At 68.3% G+C, this 18,853-nt stretch carries 19 protein-coding genes; 12 read left to right on the top strand and 7 right to left on the bottom strand.

What is annotated here, in order from left to right:
• The first annotated feature begins 13 nt into the window (after positions 1–13).
• The 3 genes from ACWEVR_RS09495 to ACWEVR_RS09485 are packed head-to-tail and all read left to right on the top strand — an operon-like array spanning position 14 to position 2,505.
• Positions 14–394, top strand: coding sequence for a hypothetical protein (locus tag ACWEVR_RS09495; RefSeq protein WP_067484296.1), 381 nt, complete (start codon positions 14–16; stop codon positions 392–394).
• Positions 391–1,713, top strand: a complete 1,323-nt coding sequence (locus ACWEVR_RS09490; protein WP_452466496.1) for a hypothetical protein — start codon at positions 391–393, stop codon at positions 1,711–1,713. Before ACWEVR_RS09495 ends, ACWEVR_RS09490 begins: the two co-directional genes overlap by 4 nt.
• 33 nt (positions 1,714–1,746) lie before the next feature.
• A complete protein-coding gene (locus tag ACWEVR_RS09485) occupies positions 1,747–2,505 on the top strand; it encodes an ESX secretion-associated protein EspG (RefSeq protein ID WP_452466495.1) in 759 nt (252 codons plus the stop codon).
• 76 nt (positions 2,506–2,581) lie between these two features.
• Here the strand turns inward: ACWEVR_RS09485 and ACWEVR_RS09480 are convergent, their stop codons facing one another.
• Entirely contained in the window at positions 2,582–3,556 is a 975-nt protein-coding gene (locus ACWEVR_RS09480) for an NADP-dependent oxidoreductase (RefSeq protein ID WP_452466494.1), read from the bottom strand.
• Positions 3,557–3,739: 183 nt separating this feature from the next.
• On the opposite strand from ACWEVR_RS09480, the gene clpB reads away from it, so the two are divergent.
• The 7 genes from clpB (at position 3,740) to ACWEVR_RS09445 (ending at position 11,684) form a co-directional block, all read left to right on the top strand.
• Positions 3,740–6,313 carry an ATP-dependent chaperone ClpB gene (gene clpB, locus ACWEVR_RS09475; RefSeq protein ID WP_067642149.1) on the top strand — a complete coding sequence of 858 codons (2,574 nt, stop codon included), beginning with the start codon at positions 3,740–3,742 and terminating at the stop codon, positions 6,311–6,313.
• A 61-nt stretch (positions 6,314–6,374) separates the two neighbouring features.
• A complete protein-coding gene (locus ACWEVR_RS09470; protein WP_378666829.1) occupies positions 6,375–7,166 on the top strand; it encodes a DUF5666 domain-containing protein in 792 nt (263 codons plus the stop codon).
• Between the two features lie 68 nt (positions 7,167–7,234).
• A complete protein-coding gene (locus tag ACWEVR_RS09465; protein ID WP_452466493.1) occupies positions 7,235–8,368 on the top strand; it encodes a hypothetical protein in 1,134 nt (377 codons plus the stop codon).
• A gap of 48 nt (positions 8,369–8,416) precedes the next feature.
• Complete coding sequence (locus ACWEVR_RS09460) at positions 8,417–9,223, top strand: SDR family NAD(P)-dependent oxidoreductase (RefSeq protein WP_452466492.1); 807 nt, start codon at positions 8,417–8,419, stop codon at positions 9,221–9,223.
• A gap of 76 nt (positions 9,224–9,299) precedes the next feature.
• A complete protein-coding gene (gene pyrE / locus ACWEVR_RS09455) occupies positions 9,300–9,863 on the top strand; it encodes an orotate phosphoribosyltransferase (protein ID WP_067484319.1) in 564 nt (187 codons plus the stop codon).
• Between the two features lie 67 nt (positions 9,864–9,930).
• A complete protein-coding gene (locus ACWEVR_RS09450; RefSeq protein WP_067484322.1) occupies positions 9,931–10,989 on the top strand; it encodes a beta-ketoacyl-ACP synthase 3 in 1,059 nt (352 codons plus the stop codon).
• Positions 10,990–10,991: 2 nt separating this feature from the next.
• Positions 10,992–11,684: a lysoplasmalogenase gene (locus tag ACWEVR_RS09445; RefSeq protein WP_452466491.1), complete on the top strand. Its 693-nt coding sequence runs from the start codon at positions 10,992–10,994 to the stop codon at positions 11,682–11,684.
• 132 nt (positions 11,685–11,816) lie between these two features.
• Here the strand turns inward: ACWEVR_RS09445 and ACWEVR_RS09440 are convergent, their stop codons facing one another.
• Together ACWEVR_RS09440 and fbaA are read right to left on the bottom strand one after the other, a co-directional pair.
• Positions 11,817–12,935, bottom strand: coding sequence for a BTAD domain-containing putative transcriptional regulator (locus tag ACWEVR_RS09440; RefSeq protein WP_452466490.1), 1,119 nt, complete (start codon positions 12,933–12,935; stop codon positions 11,817–11,819).
• A 31-nt stretch (positions 12,936–12,966) separates the two neighbouring features.
• Entirely contained in the window at positions 12,967–14,004 is a 1,038-nt protein-coding gene (gene fbaA, locus ACWEVR_RS09435) for a class II fructose-bisphosphate aldolase (protein ID WP_181699924.1), read from the bottom strand.
• A gap of 172 nt (positions 14,005–14,176) precedes the next feature.
• Here fbaA and ACWEVR_RS09430 point away from each other — a divergent pair, with 172 nt between their 5' ends.
• Positions 14,177–14,881 (top strand): DedA family protein, encoded by a 705-nt coding sequence (locus tag ACWEVR_RS09430; protein WP_452466537.1) that lies wholly within the window; start codon positions 14,177–14,179, stop codon positions 14,879–14,881.
• Positions 14,882–14,886: 5 nt separating this feature from the next.
• Positions 14,887–15,576 (top strand): DedA family protein, encoded by a 690-nt coding sequence (locus tag ACWEVR_RS09425; RefSeq protein ID WP_067484333.1) that lies wholly within the window; start codon positions 14,887–14,889, stop codon positions 15,574–15,576.
• Here the strand turns inward: ACWEVR_RS09425 and ACWEVR_RS09420 are convergent.
• The 4 genes from ACWEVR_RS09420 to ACWEVR_RS09405 all read right to left on the bottom strand — a co-directional run bounded on the left by ACWEVR_RS09420 (position 15,573) and on the right by ACWEVR_RS09405 (position 18,829).
• Positions 15,573–16,661, bottom strand: coding sequence for a glycoside hydrolase family 76 protein (locus ACWEVR_RS09420; RefSeq protein WP_452466536.1), 1,089 nt, complete (start codon positions 16,659–16,661; stop codon positions 15,573–15,575). The genes ACWEVR_RS09425 and ACWEVR_RS09420 overlap by 4 nt on opposite strands.
• A gap of 181 nt (positions 16,662–16,842) precedes the next feature.
• Positions 16,843–17,523, bottom strand: a complete 681-nt coding sequence (locus tag ACWEVR_RS09415) for a TrmH family RNA methyltransferase (RefSeq protein ID WP_452466489.1) — start codon at positions 17,521–17,523, stop codon at positions 16,843–16,845.
• A 15-nt stretch (positions 17,524–17,538) separates the two neighbouring features.
• Positions 17,539–17,850 carry a DUF4190 domain-containing protein gene (locus ACWEVR_RS09410; RefSeq protein WP_067642141.1) on the bottom strand — a complete coding sequence of 104 codons (312 nt, stop codon included), beginning with the start codon at positions 17,848–17,850 and terminating at the stop codon, positions 17,539–17,541.
• 22 nt (positions 17,851–17,872) lie between these two features.
• Positions 17,873–18,829 carry an alpha/beta fold hydrolase gene (locus ACWEVR_RS09405; protein ID WP_452466488.1) on the bottom strand — a complete coding sequence of 319 codons (957 nt, stop codon included), beginning with the start codon at positions 18,827–18,829 and terminating at the stop codon, positions 17,873–17,875.
• Between the last annotated feature and the right edge of the window lie 24 nt (positions 18,830–18,853).

Raw genomic sequence — 18,853 nt, 5'->3', positions numbered from 1 at the left:
CGGGGAGGGCTCCGTGAGTGAGAACACCGCCTACAGCGCGTTGCTCGCCCAGGCGAAGGCCGGCGAGGTCTACCTCAACGACGAGGCTGCCGCTTTCCACATGTACAAAGCCTGCGATGACCGCCTGACTGTTCTTCGCGAAATTCTGGGCATTACACGCCGAACGCAGAACGTGAGCGGTTTCGGCGACTTTCAGATCGGCAAGGATCTCGAGAAGAAGTTCCTCGTTCAGGCCACAGGCGATCCGAACTCGATCGATGCCGTGGTCATGAAGGACATCGAAGCCGTGCAGCAACTCCGCGAAGTCTTCGCCATTTCCTTCAAACGCCTCACCAGCACCGACATCGAAAACGCCAACGCCATGGACTACATCTCCGAGCAGGTGACCCCATGACCGGCATGCAGAGCATCAACGGCCTCGACCTCTACGGCAAACTGCGCGACCTCGTCTCCTTCTCCGGCGACGACGGCGAACTCGATAGTTCCGAAATCGCCGACATCCAAGACCAATACAACGACCAGCGCGCAGTAACCCGGCAGAAGGCGAGCCAGCTCGGTTTCGACGGCGAATTCCGCCCGAAAACGGTGGTCGAGAACAACCTGTTCGCCGGTACCGTCGCCGAGCTGCGCGCCAAGGTCGACAAGATCGATCTCGATGCCGTCAACGATCTGATCGGCGCGTGGACCGAGATCTCCACCCGCAACGCCACCTCCCTCGACGAGTTCCGCAAGCAGATCTCGCGTGGGATGTCGCCCGATGTCTGGGCGGGTTCGGCCGCGAACGCCGCCGCCCAAACCGTCGCGGCCTACGATGCCACGGGCAAACGGGTCACCACCGCGGCCGCCCTCACCAGCAACAAACTGGTCGAGTTGCGAACGGGCCTGGAACCGACGAAACGTCTTGTGCCCCATCAGCCCGAGCACCGCAGCGGCGTCGACAACTTCACCGGCCTGTTCACCGGCCGAGCGTGGCGCGATGACGATGTGGCGGAAGAGAATGCGCGGGTCGAGGCGGTGCGTGTGCTCCAAACCGTCTATGCGCCGGTCATTTACGAGTCGGACACGAATGTTCCGGTCATTCCGATCCCCAAGGCTGTGGAAAACGGCGGCGATCCCGAAATCCCGGGCGGCGGTGCACGCCCCGGCGATCAAGACTCGCCGGCCGGTCGGCCCGCGGCGACGCCGAGCACGCCTGCGGCCGTCACCCCGACGACCGACCCAGGCGAAACCCCCGGCGACACCTCCGCCGAGGACGATGACCAGAATTCTTCCGAGGACGACACCCCACAGACCACCGATCCCTCGTCGACCACCCCGGCCTCGACGACACCCGCCGCGACCATCCCGCAGTCCACTACGCCGGGATCTCCCGGAAGCCCGAGCAGCACAGGCCTTCCCGGTGGCGGCGGTTCCCCGGGCTCGGGCGTGCCGGGCAGCGGTTCTCCCGGCGCCAGTTCGCCGGGGGCGGGTGCGGCGGTCCCCGGCAACCCCGCGTCGGCCGGCGCAGGGGCGAACCGTGGCGGCGGAGCGGGCACTGCGGGCCGCTCCGGGATGCCCGGCATGATGGGCCAGGGCGCGGGACGTGGTGGCGGCAAGGACGACGAGTCGACCAAGGGCATCCCCGACTACCTCGTCACGCAGGAGAACGGCGAGGAGCTCACCGGTCTGGACAGCCTGCCCAAGATGGTCCCGCCCGTCATCGGCGCCGACTGAGTGCCGATCTCGATGGAACAGAGTAGATTTCCCGTGCGCACCTGGCATCTCACCGCCCTCGACTTCCGCACCCTGTGGGAAGCCGCGGGGCGCGACGTCCTCCCGTACCCCTTACAGCACCAGTACACCGACGTCGAGACCTACGCCGAGGTCCTGCGCCTGCGTCGCAAGGCCGCCGAGAACCTGATGGCCGAATTCGACTCCGACCTCGACCGCGCCATGGCCGCCCTGCTCGCACCCCACGCTCGCGTCGAGGTGGCGGGCGCCTCCCGCGGCGTGCGAACCATCCGCGCACACGGCGGCACCCGCGACACCTACGCATCCCTCGCCGTCCAGGCCCCCGGCGACACCCGCAACCCCGGCGACATCACCCTGCACCTGATGACCCCCAACGCCCTGGCCGCCGCCGTCCTCTCCACCCTCCCCAAAGTCTCACCCGGCCGTGGCCGCGAAATCCGCGTCACCGCAGCCGAACTCGCGGCCCCCCGCCCCCACACCCGCGACCGCTGGAACCCCACCCCCCGAGAACAACTCGAATCCTTCCTCGCCAAACCCACCGACACCCTCACCCACATCGGCGTCTACGCCCACGCCAGCGTCGACAACCGCCACACCGAAGGCCGCGACGACTTCCAGCTCCACGACCTCCCCGGCGACGGCCGCTACGTCTTCTACGGCGAAACCACCTTCACCGTAAAACCCACCACCCCCACCCGAATCCACAAAACCCTCACCACCATCCTCGAATCCACCGCCACCAAAGCCCGCACCGGCACCTACCGCCCCGCCTGATCGTCGAGGACGTGCGCGGTACCTGTGCTGTGACCGGTCGCCGCCGACTATGGACCCTGCCGTCGATGCGGTTGGATCAGATTGCCAGGACGGTCTTTCCGCGTGCACTACCCGCGCCGAGTACGGCGGGAGCGGTTTCCAGCGGCACCGTCATCTGGACCGGGACCACCACATCCCCTGCCGCCACTCGCCCGAGCAAGCGGCTCAGTTCCGGACCGCGTCCTTTGGATTCGAAGTTGCCGCCGGTGATGCCGCGCTCGGAGAGTGCTTGTTCGTCGGCGGCCCAGACGGTGGAGTAGGCGTGGCCGCCGCGGCGGACGAGGGTGGCGTGGTCGGCGAAGGCCGGTGCGGTGCTGACCAGGTCGAACAGGACGTCGATGCCGTCGGGGTGGGTGAAGCGCACGGCGTCGACGATGTTCGAGTCGACCTGAGTGGACGGGTCGTGCGGGTCGGGGCGGGCCTGGGTGTAGTCGACGGTTTCGGCGGCGCCGAGGCGGGCGACCTGGTCGGTGGCGTCGGCGCGGGCGGTCGCGATCACGTGGGCGCCCGCGATATTGGCCAGCTGTACAAGGAAGGAACCGACACCGCCGGTGGCGCCGACGATCAGCACGGTCTGGCCGGGCTGGACGTGGGCGGCGTCTACCAGGTCCTGGGCGGTGAGTCCGGCGATGGGCAGGGCAGCGGCGGCGACCGTGGTGATGCCGTCGGGGATCTTCACCAGCGTGGCGTCTTCGGGGACCGTCGCGTACTGGGCCCAGCTGCCGTGGCCCGCGGGGGCGGTCAGGAATTTGCCGACCACCTTGTCGCCCACGGCGAACGAGGTGACGCCCGAACCGACCGCCGACACGGTGCCCGCGCCGTCCACGCCGAGGATCATCGGGAAGTCGGTCGGCATTTTTCCTTCGAGCAGCCCGTCGGCCATCTTCAGGTCGAACGGGTTCACCCCCGCGGCGTCCAAGGCGACCTGCACTTCACCCGGACCGGGTTCGGGCACCGGCATATCGGCGAGTTCGGGCGTGGCACCGAACTTGTGAACCACGATGGCGCGCATGGTCGACAACTCCTCGTATCGGGGGTGATCCAGGCACCGCAATCCTAGGCTCAGGGGGCTCCGACATGCGGCGTAGCGTGAGGCGGCGTGGCGAACCGGCCAGAAAAAGATTAAGTTGAGCGGAACAGACTCAACTTTGCCGACGTTGAACAAGTCGATACCGGAATTACCCCGAGGAGACCAGTGGACTCGTTCAATCCCACCACCAAGACCCAGGCGGCCCTGACGGCCGCCCTGCAGGCCGCGTCGGCGGCGGGCAACCCGGAGATCCGTCCGGCGCACTTGCTGGTGGCGTTGCTGGATCAGACCGATGGCATCGCCGCCCCGCTGCTCAAGGCCATCGGTGTCGACCCCGCGACCGTCGAACGGGAAGCGGGCGACCTCGTCGACCGGCTGCCGCGCGCCACCGGCGCCACGACCACCCCTCAGCTCGGCCGCGAGGCGCTGGCCGCGATCACGGCCGCGCAAAGGCTGGCAACCGAACTCGGCGACGAATACGTCTCCACCGAGAACCTGCTGGTCGGCCTGGCCGACGGCAGCGGCGAGGTGGCCGAGCTGTTGCGCAGGCACGGCGCCACTCCCGAGGCGTTGCGTGACGCCTTCACCACGGTGCGCGGCAGCGCGCGGGTCACCAATCCCGACCCCGAAGCCTCCTACCAGGCACTCGAGAAGTACTCGACCGACCTCACCGAGGCCGCCCGCACCGGCAAACTCGACCCGGTGATCGGCCGCGACACCGAGATCCGCCGTGTGGTGCAAGTACTTTCGCGACGCACCAAGAACAACCCGGTGCTCATCGGTGAACCGGGCGTCGGCAAGACCGCCATCGTCGAGGGCCTCGCCAAGCGCATCGTCGACGGTGACGTGCCGGAGTCGTTGCGCGGCAAGAAGGTCATCTCCCTCGACCTCGGCGCGATGGTCGCGGGTGCGAAGTACCGCGGCGAGTTCGAGGAGCGGCTCAAGGCCGTGCTCGACGACATCAAGAACAGCGCGGGCGAGATCATCACCTTCATCGACGAGCTGCACACCATCGTCGGCGCGGGCAGCACCGGCGACTCGTCGATGGACGCGGGCAACATGATCAAACCGCTGCTCGCGCGCGGTGAGCTGCGCCTGGTCGGCGCGACGACGCTCGACGAGTACCGCAAGTACATCGAGAAGGACGCCGCACTGGAACGCCGGTTCCAGCAGGTGCTGGTCGGCGAGCCGACGGTGGCCGACACCATCGGCATCCTGCGCGGCATCAAGGAACGCTACGAGGTGCACCACGGCGTGCGGATCACCGATTCCGCGCTGGTGGCGGCCGCGACGCTGTCGGACCGCTACATCACCTCCCGCTTCCTGCCGGACAAGGCGATCGACCTGATCGACGAGTCGGCGTCGCGGCTGCGCATGGAAATCGACTCGCGCCCCGTCGAAATCGACGAGGTGGAGCGCGCGGTGCGGCGCCTCGAGATCGAGGAGGTCGCGCTCGAGAAGGAAACCGACGAGGCGTCCAAGCAGCGCCTGGAGAAACTGCGCCAGGAACTGGCCGACGACCGCGAGAAGCTCAACCAGCTCACCACCCGCTGGCAGAACGAGAAGAACGCCATCGACTCGGTGCGCGGGCTCAAGGAGGAGCTCGAGCGCCTGCGCGGCGAATCCGAACGCGCCGAACGCGACGGTGACCTCGGCAAGGCCGCCGAGCTGCGCTACGGCCGCATCCCGGCGCTGGAGAAGCAGCTGGCCGCGGCCGAAGAGGCCAGCGGTGCCGCCGCGAGCGGTGAGGTGATGCTCAACGAGGAGGTCACCCCGGACGACATCGCCGATGTGGTGTCGTCGTGGACCGGTGTGCCGGTGGGGCGGATGCTCGAGGGCGAGACCGCCAAGCTGCTGCGCATGGAGACCGAGCTCGCCGGGCGCGTCGTCGGTCAGCAGGAGGCTGTGCAGGCGGTGTCGGACGCGGTGCGCCGCTCGCGTGCGGGGGTGGCCGACCCGAACCGGCCGACGGGCTCGTTCATGTTCGTCGGGCCGACGGGTGTCGGTAAGACCGAGCTGGCCAAGTCGCTGGCGGAGTTCCTGTTCGCCGACGAACGCGCCATGGTCCGCATCGATATGAGTGAGTACAGCGAGAAGCACTCGGTGGCTCGCCTGGTCGGCGCGCCGCCCGGTTACGTCGGGTACGACCAGGGCGGTCAGCTCACCGAAGCGGTGCGCAGGCGGCCGTATTCGGTGGTGCTGTTCGACGAGATCGAGAAGGCACACCCGGACGTGTTCGACATCCTGCTGCAGGTGCTCGACGAGGGCAGGCTCACCGACAGTCAGGGCCGCACGGTCGATTTCCGCAACACCATCCTCATCCTCACCTCCAACCTGGGTGCCGGTGGCACCAAGGACCAGGTGATGGACGCGGTGCGCCGAGCGTTCAAGCCGGAGTTCCTCAACCGGCTCGACGACGTGGTGATGTTCCACGCGCTCGACGCGAAACAGCTGGAGTCGATCGTCGACATCAACCTGCGCCAGCTGCAGAAGCGGTTGTCGCAGCGCAGGCTCACCCTCGATGTCACCGAGGAGGCCAAGCAGTGGCTCGCGGTGCGCGGTTACGACCCCGCCTACGGCGCGCGCCCGCTGCGCAGGCTGATCCAGCAGGCCATCGGCGACAGCCTGGCCAAGGAACTGCTCTCGGGCACGGTCACCGACGGTGACACGGTGTCGGTGAGTGTGGACGACGCCGCCGACAAGCTGGTCGTCGGACGCGAAGTTGTCCACAGTTCATGATTTATCCACAGCCCGGTGCGTAGGACCCTCTCTACGCGCCGGGCTGACCTACGCTGGGGACATGACGAATCCGAACGATCCGTGGGGACAACGCCCGGAGGATTCGCCGACGGAACGGCTGGGTTCGCCAGGGAACGAAACCACACGGCCGTACGGCGGTGGGTTCGACGAGTGGGGACAACCGTCGAACCCCACCCAGGCACTACCGCCGCACGACGCTCAATGGGGACCGTATGAAAGTGGTTATCCCGCAGAGCAGCCCGCGCCCCAACCGGCCTACGGGCAGGGTTACCCGCCCGCCCCGCCGCCGGGCTACGGGCCGCAACAGCAGCCCGAATATCCACCGCGCCCACAGGACGGCGACCAGGAACCGCCGAAGAAGCACACCGGCCTGTGGATCGCGCTCGGCCTGGCCGTCGTGGCGCTCATCGCCTTCGGCGGCATCCTGGCCGGTCTGATGCTCACCGGTGGCGACGGTTCCGACAACGACACCGCCGCCGCACCACCCACCACCCAGACCCTGCAACCACCGACCAGGCAAACCACCCCGACCGCGCCACCGAGCGCGAGCGGCCTGCCCGGCTTACCCGGCCTCGGTGGCACCGAAGACCTCGGCGCCACCATGGGCAGCATCACCGCCAACACCGGCTCCGAGATCACCATGAGCACCCTCGGCGGGTCGAGTGTGCGGGTGCTGATCGACGAGGCCACGCAGGTGATCTCGCTGAGCACCACCAAGGCGAGCGAACTTCCGGTCGGTGACATGGTTATGGTGCAGGGCGACAAGAACCCAGACGGGTCGATCCGCGCCAAGATCATCATCAGCACGGCGCTCCCGAGCGGCCCCCGATGAGCGACCCGCGCGTCGAATCCCCGGTGCTACCGGGCAATCACGGCGACGGCTGGATAGGCTAGGCGACGATGACGGCTATGTGGTTCGGCTTGGCGGCGATCGCACTCGTTGGTGCGGTCGTACTGCTGTATTTCGATCGGGTCCAGCGACAGCGCACCGGACACGCCCGCCAGGTGTGGGCGAAGTCCCAGGGCTATACCTATGTGTCGGTGGAGCCCGCCCTCGCCTCGACGTGGCGGCGCGGCGCGCTGACCAAGCTCGGGTACCTGTCCGCGGTCGACGTGGTCTCCGGCATCCGTAAGGGCGAGAAATTCGTGCTCTTCGACCTGGAAGACGCCGCCACCCTGGTGGCCGTGCGCCGCCAGATCGGGTCCGAGATCGATGTCGACATGCGGCTCAAGACCGCGTCGCCGCCCAAGGACCACGATCTGGAACTGCTCGGCGCCATCGGCGACCGGGTCGTGTTCGCCACCGACCCCGAGATCGCCCGGCACGCCGTCGACCAGCGGATGGTCGGCTTCATCGAATCCCTGTCCGACACGGTGCAGATGCTGTGGAGCGAGGGCAACTGGACCCTCGGCATGCTCCCGGTCGGCAGCGGGTCCAAGGACTGGGAGACCGCGATCGACGCCGTGCTCCGCCTGTCGGGTCTGCTGCACGTGCTGCCGCCGGTGGCCGAGCCGAACGAATACACCCGTCCCCGTTCGGGAATCGGCGAACCGTCGCCCGACGGTTTCCGCGACGAGTACGACGACGACTACGCTCCGGCCGCCCGCGTGCCCGATACCGACGGCCGCGCCCGCTTCCCCGGTCCCGACGACGAAACCGATGTCGACGACCACTACGGCCGCGCCGCCGAACCGCTGTTCCCCGCGCGCCCCGCCAAGGCACCCGACGACGACTACGACCGTCTGCCGCCGCGCAAACCCGCCTTCGCGGCCGACCCGGATTTCGATCCCGACCTCGACGACCCGGATTTCGAGGACCAGCCGGCACCCGGCCGCCGTCCGCTCGGCGAACCGCCGAAGCGCCCGTCGCTCGCCGTCGTCCCGGAACCGCGCCCACGCGTGGAGCCGCCGCGTCCGCGCACGGAGGAACCGCGTCCGCGCGTAGAAGAAGAGCGTGCCGACGACGATTCCGACCAGCCCGGCGGCCCCTTCCACCCCGGCTTCCGCCCCTACCAGGGCCCCGTCCCGAAGTGATCCCGATGCCGTGACACGGCATCACCCGTCGACCCGAATCGACCAGCTATGACCGATATCCCCGCGCGCCTGCCCGGTGCGTCCCGACCCGTCGGCCTGATCACCGGCCCCACCTCCGGCATCGGCCTCGGCTTCGCCCACCGCCTCGCCGCGCTCGGCTACGACCTGGTGCTCGTCGCCAGGAACGAGGTGCGGTTGCGTGGCCTCGCCGACGAACTAGGCCGCCGGTACGCCACCTCCGCCGAGGTCCTCGTCGCCGACCTGGCCGATGACGACGACCGCGCCCGCGTCGCCGAACGTGCCGAGGCCGGCCTCCAATTTCTGGTCAACAACGCCGGTTTCGCGCATTCGGGGGAGTTCTGGACCCTCGAGCCCGCCGAGCTGCAGGCCCAGCTCGATGTGAACGTCACCTCGGTCGTGCAGCTCACCAGGGCCGCGCTGCCCGCGATGATCGCGGCCGCGTCCGGTTCGATCGTCAATGTGGCCAGCATGGCGGGACTCGTTCCCGGCCGCGGGTCCACCTATTCGGCGTCGAAGGCTTATGTCGTCGCCTTCACCGAAGGTCTCGCGGGTGGGCTGTCGGGCACCGGTGTGCGCATCCAGGCCCTGTGCCCCGGCTTCGTGCACACCGAGTTCCACGAGCGAGCAGGCATCGAGATGAGTTCGCTGCCCAAGGCGCTGTGGCTCGAGGTGGACCAGGTGGTCGACGGCTGCCTGCACGACCTGGAAGCGGGCCGGGTCATCAGCGTTCCCGGCCTGCAGTACAAGGTCATCACCACGGTGGCGGGGATGGTTCCGCGCACCCTCATCACGCGGCTCAATCGCGGCCTGTTCAACGCACGCGGCAGGACCTAGGGCATGGCATGGGCCCCGGCGGCGGCAGCGTAGCGTAATCGCGCAGGGCCCACGCAGATGACCGAAAGGAAACCGCATGATCGACCAGGCACGTCAGGCGCTCACCGAAGCCGATCGCGACCAGTTGGCCGCGCTCGTGCGCGAGCTCGCGGTCGTGCACGGCAAGGTGACACTGTCCTCGGGCAAGGAGGCCGACTACTACGTCGACCTGCGCCGCGCGACGCTGCACCACCAGGCCGCCCCGCTGATCGGGTCGCTGCTGCGTGAGCTGGTCGCCGACTGGGACTTCGACGCCGTCGGCGGGCTCACCATGGGCGCCGACCCCGTCGCGATGGCCGTCATGCACGCGCCCGGTCGCCCGATCGATGCTTTCGTCGTCCGCAAGGCCGCGAAGGCCCACGGCATGCAGCGCCAGATCGAGGGCCCCAATGTCGTCGGCAAGCGGGTGCTGGTGGTCGAGGACACCACAACCACCGGCAATTCGCCGCTCACCGCTGTGCGCGCGCTGCGTGACGCGGGCGCCATCGTGGTGGGTGTGGCCACCGTCGTGGACCGCGAAACCGGCGCTGACCAGGTGATCGCCGCCGAGGGGCTGGAATACCGGTCCATCCTCGGTCTCGACGACTTGGCTCTGAGTTAGCCTGAACGTCAGAAAACTCGGACGGCGACGAAGCCGTCCGGCAGTGAGAAGGACGTGTGAGTCACCCGTGGTGAGCATTGCAATCAACAAAGGTCGCGACAATGTCGCGATGCTCGGGATCGGTGCGTACCGCCCGCAGCGCATCGTCAGCAATGCCGAGGTGTGTGAGGTTCTCGACTCGACGCCCGATTGGATCTACGAACGTACCGGCATCCACAACCGGCGCTGGATCAGCGGCGACGAGACCATCCGCTCGATCGCGGCGGCCGCGGGCGAGCGCGCGCTGAAGAACAGCCCGGTCGACCGCGCCAAGATCGGCGCGGTCCTGCTGTGCACCTCGAGCTGGCTCAAGCTCACCCCGCACGGTGCGCCGTCGGTGGCCTACGACCTCGGCCTCAACGGTGTCGCCGCGTTCGACCTCACCTCCGGCTGCGGCGGTTTCGGCTACGGCCTCGGCGTCGCCGCCGACCTGATCCGCGCCGGTTCGGCCGAATACGTGCTGGTGATCGGCGCCGAGACCATGACCGTCGGTCTCGACCCGACCGACCGCGGCACCGCGATGATCTTCGGTGACGGCGCGGGCGCCGTCGTCGTCGGCCCGGCCGAGGAGAACGGCATCTCGCCGACGGTGTGGGGCAGCGACGGCGAGAACGCCGAGGCCATCGCCCAGGACGTCGACTTCCTCGCCTACATGAACAAGGCCCAGGCCATGCAGGGCACCGATCCCGAGGTGGAGCCGATCGGCCGCATGTCGCTGCACATGGAGGGCCCCAAGGTCTTCCGGTGGGCCGCGGTCACCCTGCCGCGCGCCCTGTCGGCGGCGCTCGACGCCTCCGGTGTGGCCAAGGAGGACATCGAGGTGTTCATCCCGCACCAGGCCAATGCCCGGATCAACGAGCTGATGAAGAAGAACCTCGGCCTCGCCGAGAACATCCCGATGGCCAACGACATCGAGAACACCGGCAACACCTCGGCCGCCTCGATCCCGCTGGCCATGGAGGAGATGCTGGTGACCGGCAAGGCCAAGGGCGGTCAGCTGGCGCTGCTGCTCGGCTTCGGTGCGGGATTGAGCTACGCGGGCCAGGTCGTCACCCTGCCGCCCGCCCCGAAGGAACCGAGCTTCTGACGATGCGTCCGTTGCGCGCGGGCTATCTCGCGGCGGCGGCGGTCACCGTTTTCGGTGCCGTCACCGGCCGCGAACGCCTGCAATGGGTGGCCAAGCCGCTGCTGATGCCGTTGCTCGCGGCCGACGCGGTGACCAGCGGCGCCGTTGACCCGGCTGAGCGCCGGATCCTGCTCGGCTCGCTGGCCGCCGCCACCGTGGGCGACGTCCTACTCATCGACCCCGACGACGACCGCCGCCTCATCGCGGGCGCGTCGTCGTTCGCGGTGATGCAGACGGGCTACTCGCTGCTGTGGTGGCAGCGCGGGGCCCGTCCCCGTCCCGAGATCGCCGTGCCGCGTCTGCTCGCCTGGGCGGGCGCGGCCGGGCTGCTGCGGGCGAAGGCTCCCGCGTTGGCACTGCCGCTCACGACCTACGGTGCGACCCTCGGCACGGCCGCGACACTGGCTTCCGACCCGTCGCTCGCGCCGGGTGCGAAAAACATTGCCGGACTGAACATTCCGAATGAAGACCCACGCAGCCGCTACGGCCTGGGTGCGCTGCTGTTCACCGTGTCCGACGGGCTGATCGTCCTGCGCCGCCTCTTCGCGAAGTCGGAAAGGTCACGGCGCCTCACCGAGGGCGTCATCCTCGCCACTTACGCGGCAGCGCAGTACCACCTCACGGTCCCGCCATTGCGAGACCACCGCAGCCCCTGAGGCCTCCGTCAGCCATCGACGGGCGCGGGAGAGGCTTGTAGGCGCACGCGTTCCGGAACCGCCGACGGCACGTCGAGCCGAGCGCAATCCGCGGGTTCGGCGGCACCGGGTGACGGTAGCCGCGAGCGCGGGTCAGCTCACGGCGAGAAACGTCAGGACCGTCGCACCGATACGGATGATGTCACCATCGCCCAGCAAAGCCCCACTGTCGATGGGCAATTCGTTCACATAGACACCGTTGGCCGAATGCAGATCCTTGATCAGCAGACCGGCGCGGCTGGGCATGATGTGGGCGTGGTAGCGGCTCGCCTTGGGGTCGTCGAGGACCAGTTCGTTGTCGGTCATGCGCCCGATTCGCAAGCCGCCGTGCGGAATCGGGATGGTGCGGCCGTCGGCGAAGCGCAGATTGCCGTTGCGGATCGAGCGCGGCACCTCGGTGACGGTCTCCGTCATCGCCGCGGCGACCTGCTCGGATCGCTTGAAGGCCTGCACATTCAGCGGTTCCTGGCGAAGAACACGCTGCTCGAGTTCGATCAGCGCCGCGCCCGGATCGATGCCGAGCTCCTCGGCGAGGACGGTGCGCACCCGGCGGCACGCCTCGAGCGCGTCGGCCTGGCGACCGGACAGGTACAGGGCGGTGATGAGCTGACCCCACAGCGGTTCACGCAGCGGGTTCTCGTTGGTCATGGTGACCAACTCGCCGATCACCGAAGACGAACGCCCACAGGCGATCTCGGCATCGATGCGGGCCGAGGCGGCGAGCAGCCGCTCCTCGTTCATCGCGGTGGCGAACCCGTCGGCGAACTGCAGGCCGGCCAGATCGGCCAGCGCACGCCCCGACCACTCCCGCAGCGCCGCGCCGAACAGGTTGGCCGCACCGGGATGGTCACCGGCGTCGAGGCAGCGCGTACCCGCCTCGCGCGCGTTCTCGAAGCGTCCGAGATCGCAAGCGGTGTCGGGGATTTCGAGCCGATACCCGGCGCCCTCGGTGCGCAGCACCTGTGCGGAATCGATCCCGGCGTTGCGCAGCGCCTTGCGGATATTGGAGACGAACACCTGCAGGCTCGCCGCGTACGAGTCGGGCGGATCCTCGTTCCACACCATCTCGGCGAGCACAGCCGACGACACCGCGCGCCGCCGGTTGACGGTGAGCGCGGCAAGCAGCGCGCGCGGCTTGGGCCCGCCGACCGCCACCGGCTCACCGCCGACGAGCAGTCGAACGGGCCCGAGCACACGGACATCAAGACTCATGAGCTCGGGCCCCGTTTGTTCGATACTTCGATCAGGAACCGCTGACGGAGCGACCGGCCGACTTGAGGTCGTTGCAGGCCTCGAGCACGCGCGCGGCCATCGAGGACTCGGCCTTCTTCAGGTAGCTGCGCGGGTCGTAGGTCTTCTTGTTGCCGACCTCGCCGTCGATCTTGAGCACACCGTCGTAGTTGGTGAACATGTGCCCGGCGACGGGGCGGGTGAAGGCGTACTGGGTGTCGGTGTCGACGTTCATCTTCACCACGCCGTAACGCAGGGAGTCCTCGATCTCGGACTTCAGCGAGCCCGAACCGCCGTGGAAGACGAAGTCGAACGGCTGCGCGTCGGCGTCGAGACCGAGCTTGGCGGCCGCGACGCGCTGGCCCTCGGCCAGCACCTCGGGCTTGAGCACCACGTTGCCCGGCTTGTACACACCGTGCACGTTGCCGAAGGTGGCGGCGAGCAGGTACTTGCCGTTCTCACCGGCACCGAGCGCGTCGATGGTCTTCTCGAAGTCCTCGGGCGAGGTGTAGAGCTTGTCGTTGATCTCCGCCTCGACACCGTCCTCTTCACCGCCGACGACGCCGATCTCGACCTCGAGGATGATGTTGGCGGCCTTCGAGAGCTTGAGCAGTTCCTTGGCGATCTCGAGGTTCTCGTCGATCGGGATGGCCGAGCCGTCCCACATGTGCGACTGGAACAGCGGGTTCAGGCCGTTGTTCACGCGCTCCTGGGAGATGGCGAGCAACGGACGCACGTAGGTGTCCAGCTTGTCCTTGGGGCAGTGGTCGGTGTGCAGCGCGATCGTCACGTCGTACTTCGCGGCGACCACGTGCGCGAACTCGGCCAGCGCCACCGCGCCGGTGACCATGTCCTTCACACCCTGGCCCGAAGCGAACTCGGCGCCACCGGTGGAGAACTGGATGATGCCGTCGCTCCCGGCCTCCGCGAAGCCCTTGATGGCGGCGTTGATCGTCTCCGACGAAGTGCAGTTGATAGCCGGGAATGCGAACGAGTGCGCCTTGGCCCGGCCGAGCATCTCGGCGTAGACCTCCGGAGTCGCGATAGGCACAGCAGTGACCTCCGTCTGTGGGGAGCAAAAAACCAATTCTGTCAGGCCACACCCTAGGTTAGGAAGTGATCGATGAGTTCACCGGCTGGTTTCCACCAGGTCGCCCACACCCATTCACTTCACAGCCGCGACCGGTACTGTGGGGCCCGTGACTTTGCTGGCGGTTTCCGATGTGATGACGCACAACCTCGCGTTGACCCAGTTGCTGGACCCGATGTATCTGCTCCAGGACACGTGGTTGAAGAACGCGGTGCTACCCGCCATCCTGGCGATTGTCTTCATCGAGACCGGCCTGCTCTTCCCGTTGCTGCCCGGTGACTCGCTGCTGTTCACCGGCGGCATGCTCGCCGCGCAGGGCAGCCCGAACATCTGGGTCCTCGTCCCGCTGGTGATCGCGACCGCCTTCGCGGGCGACCAGTGCGCGTACTGGATCGGCCGGAAAATCGGTCCGGCGATCTTCCGTAAGGAGGACAGCCGCTTCTTCAAGAAGCAGTACATCGTCGAGACCCACGAGTTCTTCGAGAAGCACGGCCCCAAGACGATCATCCTGGCCAGGTTCGTGCCGATCGTCCGCACGTTCATGCCGGTGCTCGCCGGTGTGTCGAAGATGAGCTACCGCAAGTACGTGGCGTTCGACATCGTCGGCGCCGTGCTGTGGGGCGGCGGTGTGACGATCATCGGCTACTTCCTCGGCAATGTGCCCTTCATTCGCGACCATGTGGAAGCGATCTTCCTGCTGATCGTGTTCGTCTCGATCCTGCCCGCCATCATCACCGTCGGTAAGAAGGTCCTGCTCGCGCGTCGCGCTCTCCCGGTTGTCCCCGTGGTGCCTGCCGAGCCTGCCGAACTGGCCGTCTCGACGAACAAGACGCTCTGATCGACGTGACAGCGGGACCATCGACCTACGCCGTCGGCAGCTTCGATCCGCTGGTCTCGGCCGGGCCCGCTGTGGTCTGCACGGTCGTGCTGGTGTTCGTGTTCCTGGAATGCGCGTTCATCATCGGGCTGTTCCTGCCCGGCGATTCGATGCTGATCACCGCGGGTATCGTGCTCGCCTCCCACGCCAACGGCGAAGCGCAGGTGTGGGGGCTGTCCGTAGGCACCATGCTGGCGGCGATCGCCGGGAACCAGGTGGGGTACCTGGTCGGCCAACGCACCGGCCATCGTGTGGTCGCGCGCAAGAACGGCCGCTACATCAATACCGAGAACCTGGCGAAGGTGACGCATCTGCTGGAACGGCACGGGTTCTTCGCGGTGATGATCGCCCGCTGGATCCCGTGGGTGCGCACGCTGTGCCCGATGGTCGCGGGCGCGGCCGGGATGGATCACCGCAAGTACACGATCGCCAGCACCATCGGTGCGATCATCTGGGCGCCGGTGCTGCTGCTCATCGGCTATTACGCGGGTGAGTTCCTCGAGCGGGTGTCGTGGTTGATGCCCGCGGTGATCGGCACCCTCGTCGTCGGCCTGATCATCGGCACGGTGATCGGCATCCGGCACTACCGCCAGGAAATGGCCAAGCCCGCCGAGGACTACGAAGTCGAGTGCGAGGCGAGCGTCGGCGAGCGCTAGAGGCCCGCGGCACTCACCTGGTAGGCGGCTTCCATCAGCATCCAGCCCGACAGCTGCACCGACAGGTCGCGTTCGGGAACCACCGACGCGGTCACCGAACCGCCCGCGGTGAACTTGCCCGCGCCGGCCGAACCGCCCGGCAGGCGGGCCGGTTTGCTCCAGTCGTAGCCGAACAGCGGTTCGCCCTCCACCTCGAGGCGGTTGCTCCAGGCGGCGGTGGCCGAGGTCTTCACGATGGCCGCGGCGATGCGGCGCGCGGCCTCGGGGCGTTTGCCCTCGCCGGGCAGCATCAGCGCGACGACGGCCAGGTAGCGGGCGAGGATGCCGTTGAACAGGCCGCCGTCGCCCCCGCCGCCGCCGGAGATCACCAGCCGGTGGGTCATGTGGTCTTCCACCGCGTCGACCAGGTCGACGGCGCGGTCGATGTGGCGGTCGTCGTCGGTGTGTACCGCCAGCTCGGCCTTCAGGCCGAGCACCACACCCTGGCAGTAGGTGAACGTGGGCCGTTCGATCTCGCGGGAGGGCAGGTGGATGCCGTCGAGGATGAGACCGGTCTGCGGGTCGCGCAGGGTGTCGTGCAGCCAGTCGGCCATCTGTTGTGCGCGTTCGACCTGGCCGAGTCTCAGCAGTGCGATGCCCGCGGGTCCGTTCGCCGGTGCGTTGTAGAAATCGGACCGCACCCGCCACGGGATGCCGCCGCCGACACCCGGGTTCCACGCGCTGTAGAGCTGCTGTTCCAGGGCGAGCAGACCGCCGCGCGCGGCGCTGAGCTCCTGGGTGCGTTCGGCGCGTTCGAGTGCGATGGCCAGCCAGGCCATGTCGTCGTAGTAGCGGTTGGTCCAGCCGGTGATGTTGCGCATGCGGTGCGAGCGCGCGATGGCGGCGATGCGCCTGCGCCGGGCCGGTGTCGGTACCCGGTTCGCGGCGTCGATCGCGCAGTCGAGCAGATGCGCCTGCCACCAGTAGTGCCAGCTGCCGAACAGGCGCTCACGGCGGGTGGCCGGCCAGCCGACGACGCCCAATTCCGTTCCGGGACAACCCCACAGGGCGCGCAGGTGGCGCGAGATGATGGCCGATTCGGCCATGTCGGCGCGTTCGGACCACAGCGCAGGGGTCGGTACGGATCCGGTATCAGTCGGCTGCGGGCGCCGGCCCCCACGCGAGGTCATGGGGTCCATGTTGCCAGGTCGGTATGCATGCGGGGCAAGGAAATTGTGGTCTGTGGCGACCGGTGTGGCGTGGCGGACCTGATGTGACGCGCGGGATTCAGGTGATCGGCCAGGCCAGCGACAGATCCGCGTGCTGACGGATCCAGGTGTGCATGGCGATGCCCGCCGCGACCCCCGCGTTGATGCTGCGGGTGGAACCGAACTGGGAGATCGAAACCGTGAGGGCGGCAGCGTCTTTCGCGTCGTCGCTCACGCCGGGTCCCTCCTGGCCGAACAGCAGGAGGCAGTCGCGTGGCAACTGGGCGGTTTCGAGCGGCACCGAGCCGGGCACGTTGTCGACCGCCACCACGGTGAGTCCTTCGCGGGCGGCGTAGTCGCGGAGCTCGGTCAGGTCGGCGTGGTGGACGAGATGCTGGTAGCGGTCGGTGACCATGGCGCCGCGCCGGTTCCAGCGGCGCCGGCCGACGATGTGTACCGCGGCGGCGGCGAAGGCGTTGGCGGTGCGGACCACGGTCCCGATATTGGCGTCGTGACCGAAGTTCTCGATGGCCACGTGGAACGGGAAACGGCGGGCGTCGATGTCGGCGACGATCGCCTCGCGCGTCCAATAGCGGTAGGCGTCGACCACATTGCGGCGGTCGCCCTCGGCGAGCAGCACCGGGTCGTAGCGCTCGTCGGTGGGGGCGGGCGTGCCGTACTCCTGCTCCCACGGGCCGAGGCCGTGTGGATGTTCACCCCACTCGGTCGGTCCCGCGACGTCGGCCTCTGGTTCGATCACCCGCAGGATGCTAGCTCAGTAGGTGGATGTGTCCGCCGACGCACCGATCACCATGAGCACCACCGCGAGCACGAGGAACAGCAGCATGATGCCGAGCATCGCGGAGCCGATGATGCCCATGATGTAGCCCGCGTACACCTGCGAACGGCCGCCGATCGTGCCGTTGGACGCGTCGATCTCGGCCAGTGCCGACTTGGCCTTCAGCCAGGCGAACGGCGCGGTGAGACCGCAGAACGACACCCCGATCACCCCGAGCACCAGCACGAGGGTCGATTCCGGGTGGTCCGGCGGGCGGTAATAGCCCTGCGGCGGCAGCGGGTAACTCATAGGCCGCATGGTAGCCGGGGCATCAGCACTGCTCGGTCATCATCGGGGGATCCGGCTCGGGGGTGGGTAGCGCGACCAGGGGGCTGCCCCGGCGCAGGGTGCGCTGCCAGCGCAGCGGATCGTAGGCGGCCGATTCGGTTTCCTCGATGAACTGCCGGATGAGCGTCACGAAGCGGTCCGGATCGAAGTGGTGCGGGAAATGGCCTGCGCCGTTGAATATTTCGATGCGGCTGCCGGGGAAGGCGCGATGCGCGCGGGTGGCGTGTCCGGAGGGGATGACGGTGTCGCGTGTGCCGCCGATGACCAGGGTGGGCAGGTGGGCGGCCAGATAGCCGCGATCGAGCATGGTGATGGTCTGCCCGCGCCGGTCGGCTGCCGCGCGGATGGTCCGGAGGAAGGCGTTGCGGGCGCCCGATTCGGCCAGGCCGCCGTAGAGGCGGAGCACGTATTCGGCGTCGGGTCCGAGGCCCAACCCGCCGACCGCCGTGACCAGCGGGATCACGGCACGCACCGCCGTGCGCACCGGCCAACTGGTGGCGGCCATCAGCGCGGGCCCGGCGCCCGCGATCGTGGCCAGCCGGAACGCCGGGTGCACGCCCGCGCCCATACCGGCCGGGCACACCAGCGCGATCCGCTCCACCTTCTCCGGAAACTGGTAGGCGAACTGCATGGCGATACCGCCGCCGAGCGAGTGCCCGACCACGGTGGCCCGTTCGATGCCGAGCACGCTGAGCAGGTCGCGCATGCCGTTGGCATAGGCGGCCACCGCGTAATCGGCGCGCGGCTTGGCGGATTCACCGTGCCCGAGCAGGTCGGGTGCGATCACGGTGTGGTGCTCGGCGAGCGCGTCGAACACGGGCGCCCAGGTCCCGGAGCTGTCGGTGATGCCGTGGATGAGCAGCACCGGCGGACCTGTCCCGGCCATCCGATACGCACGCCGATACCCGTGCACCTCGATGAACCGCACTTTCCCGTCCATCAACGAAGCGTGCGCGCGGGGTGT

This window comes from Nocardia sp. NPDC003979 (assembly GCF_053605015.1).
The sequence above is the reverse complement of the archived record's forward strand: the minus strand, read 5'-3'. Positions and strand labels throughout refer to the sequence as shown.

What these genes read in the sequence shown, in the direction of transcription:
- ACWEVR_RS09460 (WP_452466492.1), top strand. Translation starts at nt 8,417, where the DNA reads ATGACCGATATCCCCGCGCGCCTGCCCGGTGCGTCCCGACCCGTCGGC.
- ACWEVR_RS09465 (WP_452466493.1), top strand. Translation starts at nt 7,235, where the DNA reads ATGACGGCTATGTGGTTCGGCTTGGCGGCGATCGCACTCGTTGGTGCG.
- ACWEVR_RS09405 (WP_452466488.1), bottom strand. Translation starts at nt 18,829, where the DNA reads ATGGACGGGAAAGTGCGGTTCATCGAGGTGCACGGGTATCGGCGTGCG.
- ACWEVR_RS09480 (WP_452466494.1), bottom strand. Translation starts at nt 3,556, where the DNA reads ATGCGCGCCATCGTGGTTCACAAGTTCGGTGCCACGCCCGAACTCGCC.
- ACWEVR_RS09440 (WP_452466490.1), bottom strand. Translation starts at nt 12,935, where the DNA reads ATGAGTCTTGATGTCCGTGTGCTCGGGCCCGTTCGACTGCTCGTCGGC.
- ACWEVR_RS09470 (WP_378666829.1), top strand. Translation starts at nt 6,375, where the DNA reads ATGACGAATCCGAACGATCCGTGGGGACAACGCCCGGAGGATTCGCCG.
- pyrE (WP_067484319.1), top strand. Translation starts at nt 9,300, where the DNA reads ATGATCGACCAGGCACGTCAGGCGCTCACCGAAGCCGATCGCGACCAG.
- ACWEVR_RS09410 (WP_067642141.1), bottom strand. Translation starts at nt 17,850, where the DNA reads ATGAGTTACCCGCTGCCGCCGCAGGGCTATTACCGCCCGCCGGACCAC.
- ACWEVR_RS09445 (WP_452466491.1), top strand. Translation starts at nt 10,992, where the DNA reads ATGCGTCCGTTGCGCGCGGGCTATCTCGCGGCGGCGGCGGTCACCGTT.
- ACWEVR_RS09420 (WP_452466536.1), bottom strand. Translation starts at nt 16,661, where the DNA reads ATGGCCGAATCGGCCATCATCTCGCGCCACCTGCGCGCCCTGTGGGGT.
- ACWEVR_RS09490 (WP_452466496.1), top strand. Translation starts at nt 391, where the DNA reads ATGACCGGCATGCAGAGCATCAACGGCCTCGACCTCTACGGCAAACTG.